The 18005-nt window shown below is 64.0% G+C and carries 16 protein-coding genes; 5 read left to right on the forward strand and 11 right to left on the reverse strand.

The genetic code is table 11. From position 1 onward, the window contains the following. Positions 1 to 13 precede the first annotated feature (13 nt). Genes BRAS3843_RS06590 through BRAS3843_RS06605 form a run of 4 tightly spaced genes read right to left on the reverse strand, consistent with a single transcriptional unit; the run spans position 14 to position 5051 of the window. The gene (locus BRAS3843_RS06590; protein WP_008967998.1) at positions 14 to 1264 is read right to left on the reverse strand and encodes an ABC transporter substrate-binding protein; all 1251 of its coding nucleotides are present in this window, start codon (positions 1262 to 1264) and stop codon (positions 14 to 16) included. Between the two features lie 21 nt (positions 1265 to 1285). Further along, positions 1286 to 3661, reverse strand: coding sequence for a xanthine dehydrogenase family protein molybdopterin-binding subunit (locus BRAS3843_RS06595; RefSeq protein WP_008967999.1), 2376 nt, complete (start codon positions 3659 to 3661; stop codon positions 1286 to 1288). Next, positions 3658 to 4194, reverse strand: coding sequence for a (2Fe-2S)-binding protein (locus BRAS3843_RS06600; protein ID WP_008968000.1), 537 nt, complete (start codon positions 4192 to 4194; stop codon positions 3658 to 3660). The genes BRAS3843_RS06595 and BRAS3843_RS06600 overlap by 4 nt, the downstream gene beginning before the upstream one ends. Then, positions 4191 to 5051 carry a xanthine dehydrogenase family protein subunit M gene (locus tag BRAS3843_RS06605; protein WP_008968001.1) on the reverse strand — a complete coding sequence of 287 codons (861 nt, stop codon included), beginning with the start codon at positions 5049 to 5051 and terminating at the stop codon, positions 4191 to 4193. The genes BRAS3843_RS06600 and BRAS3843_RS06605 overlap by 4 nt, the downstream gene beginning before the upstream one ends. Before the next feature lie 252 nt (positions 5052 to 5303). On the opposite strand from BRAS3843_RS06605, the gene BRAS3843_RS06610 reads away from it, so the two are divergent. Beyond that, positions 5304 to 5918: a TetR/AcrR family transcriptional regulator gene (locus BRAS3843_RS06610; protein ID WP_008968002.1), complete on the forward strand. Its 615-nt coding sequence runs from the start codon at positions 5304 to 5306 to the stop codon at positions 5916 to 5918. A 38-nt stretch (positions 5919 to 5956) separates the two neighbouring features. Here BRAS3843_RS06610 and BRAS3843_RS06615 read toward each other — a convergent pair whose 3' ends face one another. Continuing rightward, the gene (locus BRAS3843_RS06615; RefSeq protein ID WP_008968003.1) at positions 5957 to 6982 is read right to left on the reverse strand and encodes a LacI family DNA-binding transcriptional regulator; all 1026 of its coding nucleotides are present in this window, start codon (positions 6980 to 6982) and stop codon (positions 5957 to 5959) included. Positions 6983 to 7203: 221 nt separating this feature from the next. Here BRAS3843_RS06615 and BRAS3843_RS06620 point away from each other — a divergent pair, with 221 nt between their 5' ends. From BRAS3843_RS06620 to BRAS3843_RS06635, 4 genes are all read left to right on the forward strand, one after another. Next, entirely contained in the window at positions 7204 to 8343 is a 1140-nt protein-coding gene (locus tag BRAS3843_RS06620) for a sugar ABC transporter substrate-binding protein (protein ID WP_008968004.1), read from the forward strand. Between the two features lie 123 nt (positions 8344 to 8466). Then, positions 8467 to 10008, forward strand: a complete 1542-nt coding sequence (locus tag BRAS3843_RS06625) for a sugar ABC transporter ATP-binding protein (protein WP_008968005.1) — start codon at positions 8467 to 8469, stop codon at positions 10006 to 10008. Beyond that, entirely contained in the window at positions 10005 to 10985 is a 981-nt protein-coding gene (locus tag BRAS3843_RS06630) for an ABC transporter permease (protein ID WP_008968006.1), read from the forward strand. Before BRAS3843_RS06625 ends, BRAS3843_RS06630 begins: the two co-directional genes overlap by 4 nt. Then, positions 10982 to 11962: an ABC transporter permease gene (locus BRAS3843_RS06635; protein ID WP_008968007.1), complete on the forward strand. Its 981-nt coding sequence runs from the start codon at positions 10982 to 10984 to the stop codon at positions 11960 to 11962. Before BRAS3843_RS06630 ends, BRAS3843_RS06635 begins: the two co-directional genes overlap by 4 nt. A 120-nt stretch (positions 11963 to 12082) precedes the next feature. Here BRAS3843_RS06635 and BRAS3843_RS06640 read toward each other — a convergent pair whose 3' ends face one another. The 6 genes from BRAS3843_RS06640 to BRAS3843_RS06665 all read right to left on the reverse strand — a co-directional run bounded on the left by BRAS3843_RS06640 (position 12083) and on the right by BRAS3843_RS06665 (position 17986). After that, the gene (locus BRAS3843_RS06640) at positions 12083 to 12658 is read right to left on the reverse strand and encodes a histidine phosphatase family protein (protein WP_035980978.1); all 576 of its coding nucleotides are present in this window, start codon (positions 12656 to 12658) and stop codon (positions 12083 to 12085) included. Positions 12659 to 12734: 76 nt separating this feature from the next. Further along, positions 12735 to 13826 carry a sn-glycerol-3-phosphate ABC transporter ATP-binding protein UgpC gene (ugpC, locus tag BRAS3843_RS06645; protein WP_008968009.1) on the reverse strand — a complete coding sequence of 364 codons (1092 nt, stop codon included), beginning with the start codon at positions 13824 to 13826 and terminating at the stop codon, positions 12735 to 12737. A gap of 9 nt (positions 13827 to 13835) precedes the next feature. After that, positions 13836 to 14669, reverse strand: coding sequence for a carbohydrate ABC transporter permease (locus tag BRAS3843_RS06650; RefSeq protein ID WP_008968010.1), 834 nt, complete (start codon positions 14667 to 14669; stop codon positions 13836 to 13838). A gap of 10 nt (positions 14670 to 14679) precedes the next feature. Further along, on the reverse strand, positions 14680 to 15630 hold the full coding sequence (locus tag BRAS3843_RS06655; RefSeq protein ID WP_008968011.1) for a sugar ABC transporter permease: 951 nt from the start codon (positions 15628 to 15630) through the stop codon (positions 14680 to 14682). A gap of 143 nt (positions 15631 to 15773) precedes the next feature. Then, the gene (locus BRAS3843_RS06660; RefSeq protein ID WP_008968012.1) at positions 15774 to 17036 is read right to left on the reverse strand and encodes an ABC transporter substrate-binding protein; all 1263 of its coding nucleotides are present in this window, start codon (positions 17034 to 17036) and stop codon (positions 15774 to 15776) included. Next, entirely contained in the window at positions 17033 to 17986 is a 954-nt protein-coding gene (locus BRAS3843_RS06665; protein ID WP_050886363.1) for an N-acetylmuramic acid 6-phosphate etherase, read from the reverse strand. Before BRAS3843_RS06665 ends, BRAS3843_RS06660 begins: the two co-directional genes overlap by 4 nt. Positions 17987 to 18005 lie beyond the last annotated feature (19 nt).

The following is an 18005-nucleotide window of genomic DNA, read 5'->3' on the forward strand; positions in this document are numbered from 1 at the left end:
GCGTGTGGCAGGCTCAGGTCGCGTGGCCGAGCTCGCTGCAGCTCCGCAGCATATCCTCGGAGCCGGCATCGTTGGCCAGGATCGCAAACAGATCGTTGTCATTGGCCATGGCGGATTTCTTCTTGGATTCCAGCACCAGCACCGACTGTACCGACTGGTGGTCGCATTTGCGATAATGCTGCGGGCCCTTGGTGAGATCGTATTGCAGCTTCTCCAGGGCATCGACGACCTTGTCCGTGTCGGTGCCGCCGGCAGCCTGCATGGCCTGCAGCAGAGAGGCCACGCCGGAATAGCCATAGGCGCCGTAGTCGGTCGGGATGGCGCCGCCATTCGCGGCCCGGAACGCGCCGTTGAAATCGGCGGCCGATTTGGACTGCGTCTCCAGACCCCAATAGTAGTTTGCGCCGCCGACGACGCCCTCGAAGACATCGGCGCCAACCGCCAGCCGCTGATTGTGCAGCAGGACCGGCACCACGATCTTCATCTGCTGCTTGACGCCGAAATCCACGGCCTGCTTGATCGCGTTGGCCTGATCGCGGCCGAAATTGCTGATGCAGAGGACGTCCGGCCGCATCGACATCAGCCGCGGCATGAAGGTCGAGTAGTCGGCAGCCCCGAACGGATGCAGGATCTCGCCGACGCTGTCGGCGCCGATCGCCGCCTGTGCCCGCTTGAAGCCGCGCAGCATTTCATGGCCATAGGCATAGTCAGCCACCAGATGGGCGACCTTCATCCCTTTCTTGAAGGTGTGCTGCGCCACCGCCGCGGTGGTCATGTGGGGATTGAGCGCCTCGTGGAAGGTGTATTTGCTGAAGTCCTTGGCCTCGTTGATGGTGTCGGACTGGCTGATCGAGACGTAGATCACGCCGCGCGCGCGGGTCACCTCGTTGACCGCGAGCTGTACCGCACTGGAGAGCGCGCCTACGACAGCGTGGACTTTATCCTTTTCGATCAGCTCCAATGTCCGGGTCGCTGCCTCGCCCGCATTGAGCTTATCGTCGCGCACCAGCAGCTCGACCTTGCGACCGCCGATGCCACCCTTGTCGTTGACGAGCTTGACCGCGAGCTCGGCGCATTTGACCTGGTCGCGCGCCTCCGCAGCGAACGGCCCGGTCAGCGGCGTCGGGAAACCGATGCGGACGGTGTCGTCGGCGGCGCGGCCGAGCCGGGGCATCGCGACCGCCATCGCGCCCGCGGACAGGCCGGCCAGCGCGGTACGGCGGGAGATCTTCAACTCTGTCGGCTTCGATCCGGCCTTTTGCATGATTTCCTCCATGATGTTCTCTTAGAAGCGCTTGAGCGCCTTCAGGACTGTTGTCGGCGTGATCGGAATTGAATTGATCGATGCGCCGAACGGCGCCAACGCATCGTTGACCGCGTTGAGCACACAGGCAGAGGCGGCCGCCGTGCCAGCCTCGCCGCACCCTTTGGCGCCGAGCGCCGTGTCCTTGGTCGGCGTCTCGACATGCGCGATCATGATATCCGGCATCTCCATCGCCATCGGGACCAGATAGTCGGCGAGCGAGCCGTTGATGAGCTGGCCGGTGTCGCTGTAGCGGCATTCCTCGAACAGGGCCGCACCGAGCCCCTGCACCACGCCGCCGCGCAATTGCTCGTCGACGAGCATGGGATTGATGATGCGGCCGCAATCCTCGACGACGAAATGCTTCAGGAGTTTGATGAAGCCGGTTTCGACGTCGACCTCCAGCGAGCAGCCCTGGATGCCGTTGGTGAAGGCAAAGGGGTAACCCTGCGGCGCGAAGTGGTGGCTGACCGTCAGCTGCGCCTGCGTGCCCGGCGGCAGCGTGTCGGACCGGAAATAGGCGATGCGCGCGATCTCGGCGATCGGCAGGCGCGGCGTCGCCGTCGATGCATCGACGACCTGGCCGTCAATGATATCGAGCGCGGACGGCTGCTCCTGAAGAATGAGTGCCGCAATCTCCAGAATGTTGCGCTTGAGCGCACGGGCAGCCTGCAGCGCGGTCTCGCCACCGATCCCGGCGCCGCGGCAGGCCCAGGTCGCGCCACCATGCGGGGTCACTTCGGTGTCACCGGTGATGACCTTGACCTGATCCTGCACGACGCCAAGCTGGTCGGCGACGATCTGGCTGATGATGGCCTCGGTGCCCTGCCCCTGCTCGGTCACCGAGATCAGACAGCGTACCTCGCCCGACGGCGTAAGGCTGACGGTCGCGCCATCCTGGGAGGAGATGCGCGCACCGCCGACGCCGTAGAAGGCAGGGCTCGGATTGGTGATCTCAACGAAGGTTGCGATGCCGATGCCGCGATAGATGCCGCGCGTCCGCAGCTCCGCCTGCTCGGTCCGCAACGCGTCATAATCCATCATCGCATGCAGCCGCTGCAGGCAGGCCTGATGCGACAGCGCCTCGAACCTGTAACCGGTCGGTGATGTCCGTGGATAGGCGTCGTCGGCGATGACGTTTTTGTCCCGAATGGCAAACGGGTCGAGGCCAAGGCGGGCCGCAGCCATGTCCACCAGCCGCTCGGTAACGGCGCAAGCGATGGGATGACCGACCGCGCGATACTGGCTGGTCTGCACCTTGTGCTGGAAGATCACCTCAAGCGCGGCACGGTAACTCTTGAACCCATAGGGTGCGCCGATCAGGCGGATCACCTGGTTGCCTTCGACCACGCTCGTGCGCGGATAGGTCGAGAACGCGCCGATCGCGGTGAGATCCTGCACATCCATCGCCAGGATCTCCCCGTCCGCGTTCAGCGCCATGCGCGCGCGCACACGATGGTCGCGGGCATGGATGTCGGAGACGAAGGACTCGGTGCGGTCAGCGACATATTTCACCGGGCGGCCCAGCAGGATCGAGAGGCCGACCACCGCCATATCCTCGTGATAGACGTGCAGCTTCATGCCGAACGAGCCGCCGATATCGGTCGCGATCACGCGAACCCGCGCCTCAGGAATGCCGTAGTGGCGGGAATAGAGATCCTGGAATTGATAGGGCGTTTGCGTGGCGTGGTGCACCGTCAGCATGCCGGCGCTGTGATCGTAATCGGCGACGATGGCGCGCGGCTCCAACGTCACGGCCGTGTGACGGCCGAAGGAGAACTCCCCTTCCACGATATGGGTCGCCGTCGCAAAGGCGTCGTCGACGCCACCGCTGTCGAGCTGGCTGCGGAAGCAGACATTGCTGGCGCTGCCGGGATTGACCAACGGCGCGCCGCTCTGGCGCGCGGTGTCGAGATCGATCACGCTCGGCAGTTCCTTGTAGTCGACCACGATCAATTCCAGCGCGTCTTCGGCGATCGCCCTGCTCTCGGCAACGACGGCGACCACCGCCTGCCCGGCCCAGGCCACGCGATCCAGCGGCAACGGCAGCTGCGGCTCCGAAGTCATGCCTTTGAAATGATCGAGCGTGCCGGTCCAAGGCGTACAGATCTTGGCGAGGTCCTCACCAGTGGCGACGAAATGCACGCCTTCGAGCGCACGCGCCTGCTCGCAATCGATTGAGACGATCTTCGCATGCGGATGCGGGCTGCGCAAAAAAGCCGCGTGCAGCATGCGCGGCAGCCGGAGGTCACTGACATAGCGGCCCCGTCCCGCGAGCAGCCGCTTGGCGTTGGGCCGCGGCACGGAACGGCCGATGTATGAGTTCGGGCGATCGAGCGAGGTCAGCGGCGCACTCATGCTACGCCTCCATCCTCGCAAGACGCTGACGCGCGCGCCTTTGCCACCGCCTCGATGGCGTCGACGATCGCCTCATAGCCGGTACACCGGCAGTAGTTGCCCGACAGCGCATCGCGGATCTCGTCGCGGGTCGGCCGCGCCGTTTGCGACAACAGCTCATGGGCACTGACCAGCATGCCCGGCGTGCAGAAGCCGCATTGCAGCGCATTGCGGCGATGGAATTCGGCCTGCAGATCGGAGATCGCGCCGCTTTCAGACAATCCTTCGATGGTATCAATGGCGGCGCCGTCGGCCTGTACGGCGAACATCAGGCAGGAATGGACGGCCCGTCCATCGAGCTGCACCAGGCAGGCGCCGCAGGCCCCCATCTCACACCCGGCATGCGTGCCCGTCAGTTCGAGCGTCGTCCGCAGGCAATCGACCAGGGTCTCGCGCGGGCTGGCGTCGCATGCGACCTTGCGACCATTGACGACGAAACGAACTCGAACAGTCTCCTCGGCCTCATCAGGCACATAGGCGTCGCGCTCGCTCATGCGCCCTCTCCGAGACGGCCGAGCAGGCGACCGAGCAGCACCCGGGCCAAATGCAACCGCATCGCCGGCGGCACGTCGTCGCTGTCGGGCGGCATCAGATCATTCGCAAGCGCGGCCTGAGCCGCGGCGACATGGGCAGCGTCGAGGACGGCTCCGGCCAGGACCGACTCCGCCTGCTTCGCCCGCGTCGGCACGCTGCCGACTGAGAAGAACGCGATACGGATGTCGTCCACGCGCTTGTCCGTGTAGGTCGCGAGCATGCCGCAACCGACCTGCGCATAATCTCCGCGCCGCCGCGCCAGCTCGTCGAACGCAATGCGCTGGCCGGATTTGAATAGCGGGACATGGACCGCGACGATCAATTCGCCGGGCTCCAGCGCGGTCTCGAACAGGTCGATGAAGAAATCGTCGGCTTTGACGCGCCGCTTTCCGGAGCGGCCGGCGATCTCGATCTCGGCATCGAGCGCCAGCGCCATGGCCGGAAACTCGGCGGCCGGATCAGCCAGCGCGATGCTGCCGCCGAGCGTTCCTCGATTACGGATCGCCGGATGGGCGACGAACGGCGCCGCCGCCCGCAGCAGCGGCGCGAACTCCGCGATCAGTGGCTCGCTCAGCATCTCGCAATGGCGCGTGAGGGCGCCAATGCGCAAGAATTCGCCTTCGCGCCTGACGCCGCGCAGTTCGGCAATATGGGTGATGTCGATCAACAGCCGCGGCGCCTGAAGGCGCAAGGACAACGCGGGCACGAGGCTCTGGCCGCCCGCGATGTAGCGGGCTTCGTCGGCGCAGCGAACATGGGCGTCGAACGCTTCTTCAATCGTGCGCGCACGAAAATAGCTGAAAGCCCTCGCCTTCACCGCCGTTTCCTCGATCCCCCGGCTCGCCAGCCTGGATTGCCAGATTTGTAACCATCTGGTCTCAAAATCCTGACACGGCGACAGAGCGCGGTCAACAGGAAATGACCATTTGGTCACAAATGCGGCTTGAGCTATCAAGACAGTCCCATCGCAAATTCATCGACGAGAATGGCACGGATAGCGAAGAAAGCGGCGAAGAAAACCGCCCCGAGACGGAGCAATGCAGCGCGGGCGCACCCGAGGCGGCGCAACATGCGCGCGGCCGAACGCGAGCGGGCAATCGTGGACGAAGCGATCCGGTTCTTTGCCGAGCACGGCTTCGAGGGCCAGACCCGCGAGCTCGCCAAGCGCATGGGCATCACCCATTCGGCGATCTACCGTCATTTCCCGAGCAAGGAAGCGCTGATCGAACGCGTCTACCAGGAGGTCTATCTCAGCCGCTGGTCACCCGACTGGGCTCCCCTGATCCGCGATCGTGAGTTGCCGCTGGAGGCGCGACTGACACGGTTCTACCTGGACTATGTCGCCCGCGTGTTCGAGTACAACTGGGTCCGCATCTTCGTCTTCTCCGGCATGAAATCGTTCGGCATTGCCGGGCGCTATCTCGACCTGGTCCGCCGCGAGATCATCGAGCCGGCGACCATCGAACTGCGCCATGAGCTGGGACTGGCGAACATCCAGGCCAGCCAGCTCACGGAGCGCGAAACCGAGCTGTTTTGGGGGCTGCATGGCCGCATCTTCTATCTCGCGATTCGCAAGTTCATCTACGCTACTCCGGTGCCTGCTGATATGAACGAGATCGTTCGAGATGCGGTACTGACGTTCCTGGACGGCGCAAGACAGAGGATGCCCGAGGTCGTCAGTTAGCCTCCCGAACCCCGGGCACATCGGGCGGCGTTTGTCATTTATAGGCGAGCGCCGCGAGGGCCGGTGCTGCCCCGCGCCACAATCTCGAAGCCGAGATCGATCTGGCGCCGCGCAGGCCGCTTGCCCGTGGCAATCACCTGAAGCACCAGCTCTGACGCCACGCGCCCCATGTCGGCGCGCGGGGTCAGCACGGTCGACAGCGGCGGATTGGACGCCACGGCGAATTCGAGGTCGTTGAAGCCGATCAACGAAATCCGACCGGGGACATCGAGTCCCGCCTGCTGGCAGGCGAACAGCGCCCCGAGCGCGATATTATCGTCGCAGCAGAAGATCGCATCGGGCGCCTCGACCGCGAGCACGTCCAATGTCAGCTTGCGCCCGAGCGAGATCGTCGCCTGCGCCGGCAGCCAGCCGACCAGCGACGAACAGTCCAGTCCCGCCTCCTCCAGCGCCGCGCAATAGCCCTCGAGCCGGGCCCGCGCACGATCGTCGCGCTGGCCGGAGAGGTAGGCGATCCGCTGGTGCCCGAGATCCAGGAGAAACCGGGTCGCGGCATAGCCGCCCTTGCGCTGCGACAGGCCGACATTGAGGTCGATCGGATCATCGGCGAGCTCAAACGTCTGTACGACGGGGATGCGCGAACGCTCCAGCACACGCTGTGCTGCCCGGGTCTGGTTGACCCCGACGAGGATGAGCGCTTCGACGTTCTGACCGAGGAGCGCCTTGATCGCTCCCTCCTCTTCCTCGGCCGAGTACCGGCTGCTCACGACCACCGGCCGGAAGCCGAGCGGCAGCAGGCTGTCATAAATTGCCTGCAGGTAGTCGGCGAAGATGCCGTTGGAGAGCGATGACACCACGACCCCGATCGAATGCGTGCGCGCGGAGGCGAGCCGGCTCGCAGCGAAGTTCGGCACGTAAGCCAGCCGCTCGACCGCCGCATCGATCCGCTTGCGCAGCTCGGGCGAGACCATATCGGGCCGCCGCAGCGCCCGCGAAACGGTGATAGCGCTGACATTGGCAAGGCGCGCGACGTCCTCCAAGGTGGTGCGACGCTTCTGAAGCATGATCTCCGATGCGTAGTTCCAGGAGCTTTTGTGCTGACCTCACCTATGGCTTGACACATACCGCGCGGCAAACCGGGCAAGGGCAATTGACAGCGCTATCATAGGCCAGTAACCCTTGAGGTGTCGAGATGGCGGGCCACGCCCGAAAACCTCCGTAAAAGAAGTGAGGCATCTCGCGCTGGCGTCACGCATTGGCACCACAACAACAGGGGAGGTCACAAATGTCGTCCAAGTCGATGAGGGCGCGATGCCTTGCAACCTGCGCATCGCTCGTGCTGCTGTCAGCCTTCGCCAGCAAGGCGTTGGCAGAACCCGAGACGGTCAAGGGTCCGGCGTCCGATCCCCAATGCATGGTGCCGTGGACCACCGACACCAAGTTTTTCAAGTTTCCGGCCAAGAAGGGCCCCTACCGGATCGCCTTGGCGAACGGCTACATCGCCAACACCTGGCGCATCCAGATGATCCAGACCGCCAAGGCCTATGCGGCGCAGCCGGAGGTCAAGGCCAAGCTGAAGGAATTCAAGGTCGTCTCGACCGGCGAAGACGTGCCGGCGCAGATTTCGGCGATCAACAACTTCATCGACTCCGGCTATGACGCGATCGTCGTCAACGCGCAGAACCCGACCGCCTTCGGTCCGGTGATCAAGCGCGCCAAGCAGGCCGGCGTGATCCTGGTCGCCTTCGACAACATTCTCGCGACCGAAGACGCCATCAACGTGAATGTCGACCAGAAGGGACTTGGAGAGCTCTGGGCGAAATGGCTGGTCAAGAACGTGCCTGATGGCGGCAAGGTGCTCGAGGTGCGCGGCGTGGCCGGAACCTCGGTCGATACCGACAGGCACAACGGATTCCATGCAGTCCTCGACGGCTCCGGCAAGAAGTGGCAGGTCACCGAGGTGGTCGGCAAATGGGACGACGGTGTTGCCCAGAAGGCGACGGCGGATGCGATCGCGACCAACGGACCGTTCGATGCGATTTCCGGCCAGGGCGGTGACACCGGAATCGTGCAGGCCATGCTCGATGCCAAGCAAAAGATGGTGCCGTTCGGCGGTGAGACCGAGAACGGCTTTCGCAAATTCTGCGCTACCAAGGCGTCGGAAGGCCTGAAGTGCTCCTCGGCGGGCACCGGACCCGCGCAGGTCGCGGTCGCGATCAAAGTGGCGCTCGCCGCGCTGGAAGGCAAGGTGGTGCCGCAATCGGTCAAGCTGCCGCTCGCGGTGGTCGAGGATCCCGACTTCAAGAAGGATCAGGACTACTTCCCCGCCCAGTCCGATAACTTCTTCGTCGGCAACTCCTTCCCGACCTGCGGCATCAACTTCACGGCGCAGGAAATCATGGGCCAGTCGAAGGAAAACCAGTAGGCCTCACAGCCCGCCGACAGTGAGGTAGACCTGTCGTGCGCATGTCACCTCGGATCGTGAGCCTGGACGCGAACGCGTTCGCGTCCAGCGTGGTCGGCTCGTTCGAGCCCTAAGGGAGCAAGCATGATCGCGGCCGAGCCGCTGTTTCGCGCCGAGGGGCTTTCCAAGCGCTACGGCGGTGTGATCGCTCTCGACCGGGCGGACCTCGAGGTTCGTCCGGGCCGGATCCACGCCATCCTCGGCGAGAACGGCGCCGGGAAGTCGACGCTCATCAAGTTGATGGTGGGCGTGGTCGCGCCGGATGAAGGCCGCATGACGCTGGAGGGCCGCGAGGTCGCCTTCGCGCGTCCGGCAGCGGCGACTGACGCGGGCGTCATCTGCATCTTCCAGGAATTGTCGCTGATTCCCGATCTGTCGGTCGCTGACAACATCATGATCTCCCACCCGCCGACGCGGTTCGGCATGATCGATCGGCCACGCCAGCGCCGAATCGCCGAGGAGGCGCTGGAACGTGCCGGCGCCGGCGACATCCATCCGCGTGCGCTGGTGAAGGATCTGCCGCTCTCGCGCCGGCAGATGGTCGAGATCGCCAAGGCGCTGGCCCGGCAACCGAAGATCCTGATCCTCGACGAGGCGACGTCGGCGCTGACGGCGTCCGATGTGACGAAGGTGTTCGAGGTGCTGAAGCGCCTGCGCACCGAAGGGCTGGCGCTGCTCTACATCTCCCATCGCATGCACGAGATCGCCGAGCTCGCGGACGAGTGCACCGTGTTTCGCAACGGCCGCAGGATTGCGACCTTCGCCGCCGGCACCAAAACCGACGCGGAAGTGATCGAGCTCATGATCGGCCGCGAATACAAGCATGCCTTTCCCGAAAAACCCGGGCCGAAAGCCGACGGCCGGCCGCCGGCTCTGCAATGCAGAAGCCTCGGCTGGGCCGACCGGCTGAAAGATATTTCCTTTTCGCTGCATGCCGGAGAGATCATCGGCCTCGGCGGCCTCGACGGCCAGGGCCAGCGCGAACTGCTGCTCGCTCTGTTCGGTGTGCTGCGCGACTGCCGCGGCGACATCCTGATTGACGGCAACAACGTGAAGATCGAGAGCCCCGTCGCCGCCAAGTCCGAACGCATCGGGCTTGCCCTCATCCCGGAGGACCGCAAGACCGAGGGGCTGATGCTGCCGATGTCGGTGCGCGACAATCTCTCGGCCGCCGCGTTCGACCGCTTTTCGCGCTTCGGCGTCATCGATCGACAGCGGCAGTCCGCCTTGATCGACGAGATGATCCGATTGATCGAGATCAAGACCGCCTCCCCTGACCTCGCCGTCAGCGCGCTGTCCGGTGGCAACCAGCAGAAGGTCGTCATCGCGAAATGGCTGATGAACAAGCCACGCATCATCCTGCTCAACGATCCCACGCGCGGGATCGACGTCGGCACCAAGCAGGAGATCTACCGCCTGCTGCGGCGGCTCGCCGACGACGGCGCCGCCATCCTGCTCTATTCGACCGACTATGACGAGCTGATCGGCTGCTGCGACCGCGTGCTAGTGATGTATGATGGCGCCATCAAGCGTGAGCTGGTGGGCACTGACATCACCGAACGCGCGCTGGTCAGCAGCGCCCTCAATGTGCAGGACACCGAACCGGCTGAAGCGAGCGTGCCATGACTGAGTGGCGATACTGGTTCTCAGAACAGCGCGGCACGCTGCTGGCGATTGGCATCTTCGTCGCGATGTTCCTGATCTATGCCACCAACCATCCGGCCGGGTTCAGCGTCAACATGGTGCAGACTGCGGCCAACAAGGCGACGCTGCTGGCCTTCGTCGCGATGGCCCAGGCGATCGTGGTGATCACCGCCGGCATCGACCTGTCCGTCGGCATGATCCTGACATTGACCAACTGTCTCGCCTCCTGGATCGTGGTCGGCACCGCAACCGAGACGGCGCTCGGCGTGATCGGCGTGCTCGGCGCCGGCCTGCTCTGCGGCATGATCAACGGCGCCGTCGTGATCTTCGGGCGCCTGCAGCCGATCGTGACCACGATCGCCACCGGCGCGATGTATTACGGCGTCGCGCTATTCCTGCGGCCCAATCCCGGAGGGTCGGTCAACGAGACGCTCGCGGATGCCTTGACCGGGCGGCTGTTCGGCGTGCTGCCGACCAGTCTAATGGCCCTGGCCGTGACGGCGCTCGTGATCTGGGTGCCCTACAGCCGGTCGGTCGTCGGCCGTGCCGCCTTCGCGACCGGCTCCTCCGAGGTCGCCGCCTACATGTCCGGCGCCCCGATCCGCGCCGCCAAGTTCACCGCCTACACGCTCGCCGGCTTGCTGTCCGCCATCGGCGGCCTGTTCCTGACCTTCTTCTCCTACACAGGCGAAGCGGCCTATGCGAGCGGCAATGCTTACACACTGTTCTCGATCGCGGCCGTGGTGCTTGGCGGCGTGTCGCTGATGGGCGGACGCGGCAGCGCAATCGGTGCCATCTTCGGCGCGCTCGCGTTCCGAACCATTGGCGATCTCCTGTTCGTGTTCGACTTCGATCCGTTGTGGCAACCGCTGTTCCAGGGCCTGGTGCTGATGCTCGCGGTTTCGATCGGCGCGTTCGGCCTGGTTCGCGTGCGCAATCGGCTGGAGTGGTTCGGATGAGCGACGCGACGGCATCCCGATCGGTCCAGCGCGGGACCGCCATGCTGCGCCGGCTCGACCCGGCCGTGGCCGCGTCCTTCGGCTGCATCCTGCTCCTGCTGCTGCTGGGCAGTCTCTATTCGCGCAGCTTCCTGTCGCCGGAGTATCTTCTGCAGCAGCTGAAGGTCGCGAGCTTCCTCGGCGTGATCGCCACCGGCATGATGCTCGTTATCCTGCTCGGCCAGATCGATCTGTCGGTGCCGTGGGTGGTGACATCAGGCGCGATGATGGCGTGCGCGGTCGCCGCCCATGGGACCATCGGTGCCGTCATCGCCATTCCCTGCGGCATTCTCTGCGGTGCAGCCATCGGGATCGTGAACGGCATCGGCGTCGCTTACTTGCGCATTCCTTCGATGATCATCACGCTCGCGACCAATGCGGTCGCCCAGGGGCTGATGGTCGCGTACACCGGTGGCTTCGCTCCGCAGGACGCGGCCTCCAGGGCAATGCGCTATCTTGCCACTGGCAACGCCGTTCCCGGCCTTCCCAATGCGGTGTTGGTCTGGGCTGTCGTCGGAGCCGCAGCGATCTGGATGCTGTCCCGCACCACGTTCGGCCGCTCCATCTATGCGATCGGAAACCGCGAACAGGCCGCCTATCTCTCGGGCATCGACACGCGGCGCGTCACCATGCTGGCGTTCGCGCTGTCCGGCGCCCTCTCCGCCTTCGGCGGCGTGCTGCTCGCGGGTTATGCATCCAAGGCAGCGCAGTCGATGGGCGATGCCTACCTGCTGCCTTCCATCGCGGCGGTCGTGCTCGGCGGCACGCATATTCTCGGCGGCCGCGGCAGCTATCTCGGCACGGTGGCCGGCGTCGTGCTGATCACACTGCTGCAGTCGATCCTGTCGGTGATGCAGATTTCCGAAGCCGGCCGCCAGCTGATTTACGGCGCCGTGATCATCCTGATGCTCCTGATCTACGGCCGTCAGAAGACGTGAACAGACGCGTGGTCGCCGCCTCGCTAATGCGTGCGCGAGACCAGTCCGCTCGAGCGCTCATCCGTTAGCGGACCAGCTTGTCACCGACAACCGTCCAACCGCAGTACCCCCTCGGCACGATCAGAGGTCTTCGAGGGGACGCCACGAATGCTGCACGCGACGGCACGCCTTGGTGAATGCGAAGAAACAACCGCCGCCGGCAGGTTGATCATAGACTCGGTCGATCGCAACACCCGAATAGTAGCAATACAGCAAGGTGCCGACGCCACCATGGCCGACGAAGAGGACGTCGCCTGGTTCATCTCGCGCCAGGACCTCTTCCACCTCGCGGACGACACGCGACTGGGCATCAACCGCCCGCTCCCAGCCCCGGACGCTGATGTGGGGCTGGGCAAAGAACTGATCGGCGACCGCCTGAAACTCGTCCGGAACCAGGAACCCGGTCGCAGATCGATCATTTTCGTGCATCGCCTCGCGAACCTCGACGGTAACGTTCAGCCTGGCGGCAATGATCTCGGCGGTCTCGATCGCCTTTCGCTCGCCGCTGCAGATGATCTGCGTTGTGCGAGCAAGCTGACGCGTGCTCCCGATCGTCTCCGTGCGCGTTCTTCCGATCTCGCTCAGGCCCCAGGATGGGACGGGGATCGCCGGATCGATGTTCACTTGAGGATGGGTGAGATAGCGTACGACGCTCATCATGGTTTCAATGCTCACCCACCAAGGCTGTTTACGATCGGCCGGCGTGCCGGGCCGACCGATGCGTTCCGAACCGTTAGGCCTCGTTCTGCGTCGAAACCCTCAGGCCTGAAGCATCGAAGACGTGCACGTCCCGAGCCCCCGCGACGAGCGTGGCTCGCTCGCCCGGCGTCGGCGTCTGCCGGCCGCGGACCTCGGCAACAAACAGCCTATTGTCCGCGCGGCGCAGATAGGCGAAAGAGGATTCGCCGAGCCGTTCGACCAGTTCGACAACGCCTTCCACGGCGAAGGGACCGTCTGCTCCGCGACCAAGATGCTCCGGACGGACGCCGACCGTCAGCAGGTCACCGACCTCAAGTGATGGCGCCGACAGCTCGAAACTGCGAAAGCCGGCTCCAGCAACGCGCGCACATCCGCTCTCGACACGCTCGACCTTCGCTTCAAAGAAATTCATCGCAGGCGAGCCGATGAAGCCGGCGACGAACAGGTTGGCGGGCGCATAATAAAGATCGAGCGGCCTGCCGACCTGCTCGATACAGCCCCTGTTCATGACGACGATACGGTCGGCCAGCGTCATCGCCTCGACCTGGTCGTGCGTGACATAGACGATGGTCGATTTCAGCATCCGATGCAAATTCGCGATCTCGACCCGCGTCGAGACGCGCAAGGCCGCATCGAGGTTGGAGAGCGGCTCGTCAAACAGGAAAACCGCGGGCTCGCGCACGATGGCGCGGCCGATCGCAACGCGCTGGCGCTGGCCGCCGGAGAGATCGCGCGGATAGCGATCGAGCAACTCCTCGAGCCGCAGCATGCGAGCGGCCTCCGCGACGCGCCGTTCGCGCTCTGTCGGTGGCACACCAGTGAACTTTAACCCGAAGGTCATGTTCTTGCGCACATTCATGTGCGGATAAAGCGCGTAGGACTGGAACACCATGGCGATGCCCCGCTCGGCCGGAGCGAGCGCGTTGACGAGCTTGCCGGCGATATGAATGTCGCCGCCCGATGCGCCGTCGAGCCCGGCGATCATACGCAGAAGCGTCGACTTTCCGCATCCTGAAGGGCCGACGAGAACGACGAACTCGCCGTCCTCGATGTTCAGGTTGATGTCGTTGAGCACCTTCGTCGCGCCGTAACGCTTGTTGAGGTGCTCGATGCGCAGATTGGCCATTTTCCAAACCTATTTGACTGCGCCGGAAGTGAGGCCTGCGATGAGCTGGCGCGAAAGGATCACGTAGATCACAACGACGGGCAGGATCGCCATCGACAACGCTGCGAGCACGGAATTCCAGTCAGTGATGTATTGGCCGAGAAACTGCTGGACGCCGAGCGTGACGGTATGCGTCGTATCGCTCGAGGTCAGGATCAGCGGAAACCAGAGGTCGTTCCAGATCGGCACGATGGTGAACACGGCGACGGTCGCGATGGCGGGGCGCAGCAGAGGCGCCACGACTTCGAAGAAGATGCGGATCTCCGGCACGCCGTCGCAGCGCGCGGCGTCACGCAGATCCTTCGGGATCTGCTGGATGAACTCGCTCAATATGAAGATCGACATCGGCAGGCCTTGCGCGACATAGACGAGGATCAGGGCCGTCAGGGTGTCGTTGAGGCCGGCAGACCGCATCATGTTGAGAATCGCGACAGAGCCGAGCCGGATCGGCACCATGATCCCGATCGAGAGAAACAGCGCGAGCGCGGTCGAACCGCGAAAGCGGTATTCGGTCAGCGCCCAGGCCGCCATCGCACCGAACAGCAGCACCAGCGCCATGCTGACCAGGGTGACGATCAGCGAATTCGAATAGTAGGTCAGGATATGGGCGGTGCGAAAAACCTTTTGGTAGCCGATGAGGCTGAAGGTGGTAGCGTCCGGCGGAGCGAGCGGCGCGCCGAAGATGGCGCTGCGCATCTTGAACGAATTCATCACGACGAGCAGGATCGGACCGACCGCAAGCAGGCTGTAGGCGATCAGGATAAGATGGACACTGAAGCTCCTGGCGCGTTGCTTTCCGCTCATGCCGTCTCCATCAGAATGCGTAGCGGCGGATGCGCCGCTGCACGAGGACGAGATAAAGACAGAGACCGACCAGGATGATGAAGAACATGATGGTCGCGACCGCGGCGCCCATCGTCGGATTGCCGAGCTGGAGCTGGTTTCCAAAGAAGGTGCGATAGAAGAACGTGCCCAGAATGTCGGTCGCGAAATTCGGCCCCGCGAGCGCGCCCTTGACCGAGTAGATCAGATCGAAAGCATTGAAGTTGGCGACGAAGGTCAAGATCGAGACCAGGCTGATCGTCGGCAGGACGAGAGGAAGCTTGATGTGCAAGAAGATGCGGAAATGTCCGAGCCCGTCGACCCGCGCCGCATCGATCAATTCGTCGGGGATGTTGAGCAAGGCCGCATAGATCAGCATCATCGGGATGCCGACGAATTGCCAGACTGAGATGAGGGACAGGGTGACGAGCGCGCTCGACTCGAGGCCGAGCCAGGGGGCGAACAGGGAGCCCAGGCATACCGTCTTCAAGGCGCCGGCGGCCACGCCCCAGAGCGGCGAGAGAATCAGATTCCAGGAGAAACCGACGATGACGACCGAGAGCATCGTCGGAAGAAACATGACGGTGCGGTAGAAGCCCTTCAACCTCAGGCCCGGCAGACTCAGAAGTCCGGCCAGCGCGATGCCGATCGGATTCTGCACGCACATGTGCACGGCGAAGAATATCAGATTGTTGCGGAAGGCGTTCCAGAACGGCTTCGACCACAACGCGTCGCCGAGCAACGCCTGGAAATTGGCGATCCCGATGAAATGCCGGGCTCCCGACGGGTCGCTGGTATAGGTCGATAACGCCATCGTCGCGACCAGCGGGTAGATCGAGAACAGGCTGTAGACCGCGAGCGCCGGTCCGAGAAAGAACAGCAGAAGGGCCGCGAGTCTTAGGCGCGGCATCTGGGAGATGATGTTGGAGACCGGTTCAGGCATGACAGAAGAAGATCGGACCTACAGCGCGTGCTCATCCTCTCCGCGCTTGCGCGTTGTGGCAAGACCTAGCGGAGTGTGCAGCACCGATCGAACAAGACAAGCACGGCTCCCTCTCCCCGCCGTTTCGGAGAGAGGGACCGGCATCACCTTGCGGGCTTGTACCACTTGTCGAGGCCGTCCTGCAGTTGCTTGGCCGCGGCCTCGGGCGTCAGCTTGCCGTTGACGACCTGCGCGGACACGTTCCAGAGCTCGTTTTCCAGATTAGGCGTACCGCGCGACAGGATCTGATACGAATTACGGATCGTCGACTTGCAGGTCTGTCGCCATCCGACCATCGTTGCGGCGACGTCGTCATCAATCTTCACCGGTGTCTTGGCGAGCGGGAAGAAGCCGGGCAGCGCGTTGGCGTAGATCGTGGCGAATTCCGGGGTTGTCAGCCACTCCAGAAACTTTCTGGCATCTTCCTTGTTCTTGGATGCCGCATTGACGCCCATCGCGATGTCGGTGTGATCGGAAATATAGCAATCCGTCGTGCCGGCCGGCTGCGGCGGCGGGAACGCCCCCATGGCGAATTGCGCCTGGCCTCGGAACGTCGAGATGTCCCAGGAGCCGGCGGCATAGATCGCGCCCTTGCCGAGCGAGAACAGGTTCTGACTGTCGGCATAGGTCTGCGCCTGGAAGCCGGACCCGAGATACGGCGCCCAGCCTGCGATCTCCTTGAACGCCGCGACGTATTGCGGGTCGGTGAATTTCTCTTTGCCCGCGATCAGATTGGTGCGACCGGTCTCGCCCTTCCAATAGTCGGGACCGATGTTCTGGAATCCCATGGTCGCGGCCTCCCACTGGTCCGCAGTGCCCATGACAAGCGGGATGTAGGTTCCGTCCTTTTTCAGCTTCTCCAGCACCGCATGGAATTCGTCGAGGGTCTTCGGCTCGGCAAGACCCAGCTTGGCGAAGACTTCCTTATTGTAGATGAAGCCGGTGATGACGGATGCCATCGGCACGCAGAAGGTGGTCTTGCCGTCGTCGGTTTGCCACGCCGCCTTGGCGACATCGGAGAAATTGTCCATGCCCTTGAGGTCGTCGAGGCTGTCGAGCTGGTGCTTCTGATAGAGCGCGAGCGAGGCGTCAAACGGGCGACACGTGATGAGGTCGCCGGCCGTCCCGCCGTCGAGGCGAGCGTTGAGAGCCGCGTTGTATTCCTTCGGCGCGGAGGGCGCGAATTCGATCTTGATGTCGGGATAGTGTTTGTTGAAGGCAGGGATGATCTTCGAATTCCAGATGTCGGCGTCGTCATTGCGCCAGCTCTCGATCTTCAGCGCGCCTGCTTGGGCGACCGCGAGCCCCGCGAACAACGCCACCGCGGCGACTCCAGCTCCCATTCCAGCCTTGAATGTCCGTCTCATGCTACGCTCCCTTGTTCGTTCGGTTTCTCGCCCATGACTGCTCCGCTGACTGCCGCGCGGCGCAAGGCCTCATCGATACGGCCTCCTGCGGCGGCGAGGCATGTGACGGCTGCGCCAACGCTAACACCGCAGGCAATCAGGACCGCCGGCTTGACCTCGCCGCCCGCCTTGCGAAGCGCGCCTTCCGCCTCGGCATCGCTGACACCAGCAATCGTCGCGACGATCCCGCGCGCCCGTTCGCGCAATTTCGCATTATCAGCCTTCAGATTGACCATCAGGCCCTGATGGATGTGGCCGAGCCCGAATCCCATCAATGATGAGAGCATGCCAAGCGCGGCCTTTTGCGCCGCTCCGGCGGCGAGCCGTGTCGAGCCGCGCAACGCCTCCTCGCCGCTCTCGAGCAGAATCGGCGCGTCGGCACCAACGAGCAAGGGCGAGCCCTGATGATGTGCGATACCGATCACAAACGCGCCGCGGCGGCGCGCCTCTGCGACGGCGGCGACGGTGAATGGGGTCGAGCCGCTCGCCGATACGGCAATCACAGCGTCGCGGGTGAGATCACCAAGCTCCGCGATGGCCTGCTCACCTGCGGCGGCATCGTCCTCCGCGGAGCCATCGATGCGGAACGGCTCGTCGGTGCCACCGGGCAAGACGATCGCGATACGACTCGCATCGAGGCCGAAAGTACCGGGAAGCTCGGCTGCGTCTTCGGCCGCGGCAAGGCCGGAGGAGCCCGCGCCCGTGTAGACGAGACGCCCACCTTCACGCCAGATCGACGTGAGGCGACGTGCGGCGGCACGGATGTCGCTGGAGACAGCCGAAACCGACGCCATCGCACGACGGTAGGATGCAAGCATCGCCTCGGCGAACGCCGCCTCGTCAGTCATCGCGGCAGCGCCGGTGTCATCCCACTCCTCCGCGTCCGTCTCCAAGCTCGGCAGTATCGGCATCGTGAATACCAATGGTAGA

Origin of the sequence: Bradyrhizobium sp. STM 3843 (genome assembly GCF_000239815.1) — a bacterium.
Lineage (GTDB): Bacteria > Pseudomonadota > Alphaproteobacteria > Rhizobiales > Xanthobacteraceae > Bradyrhizobium.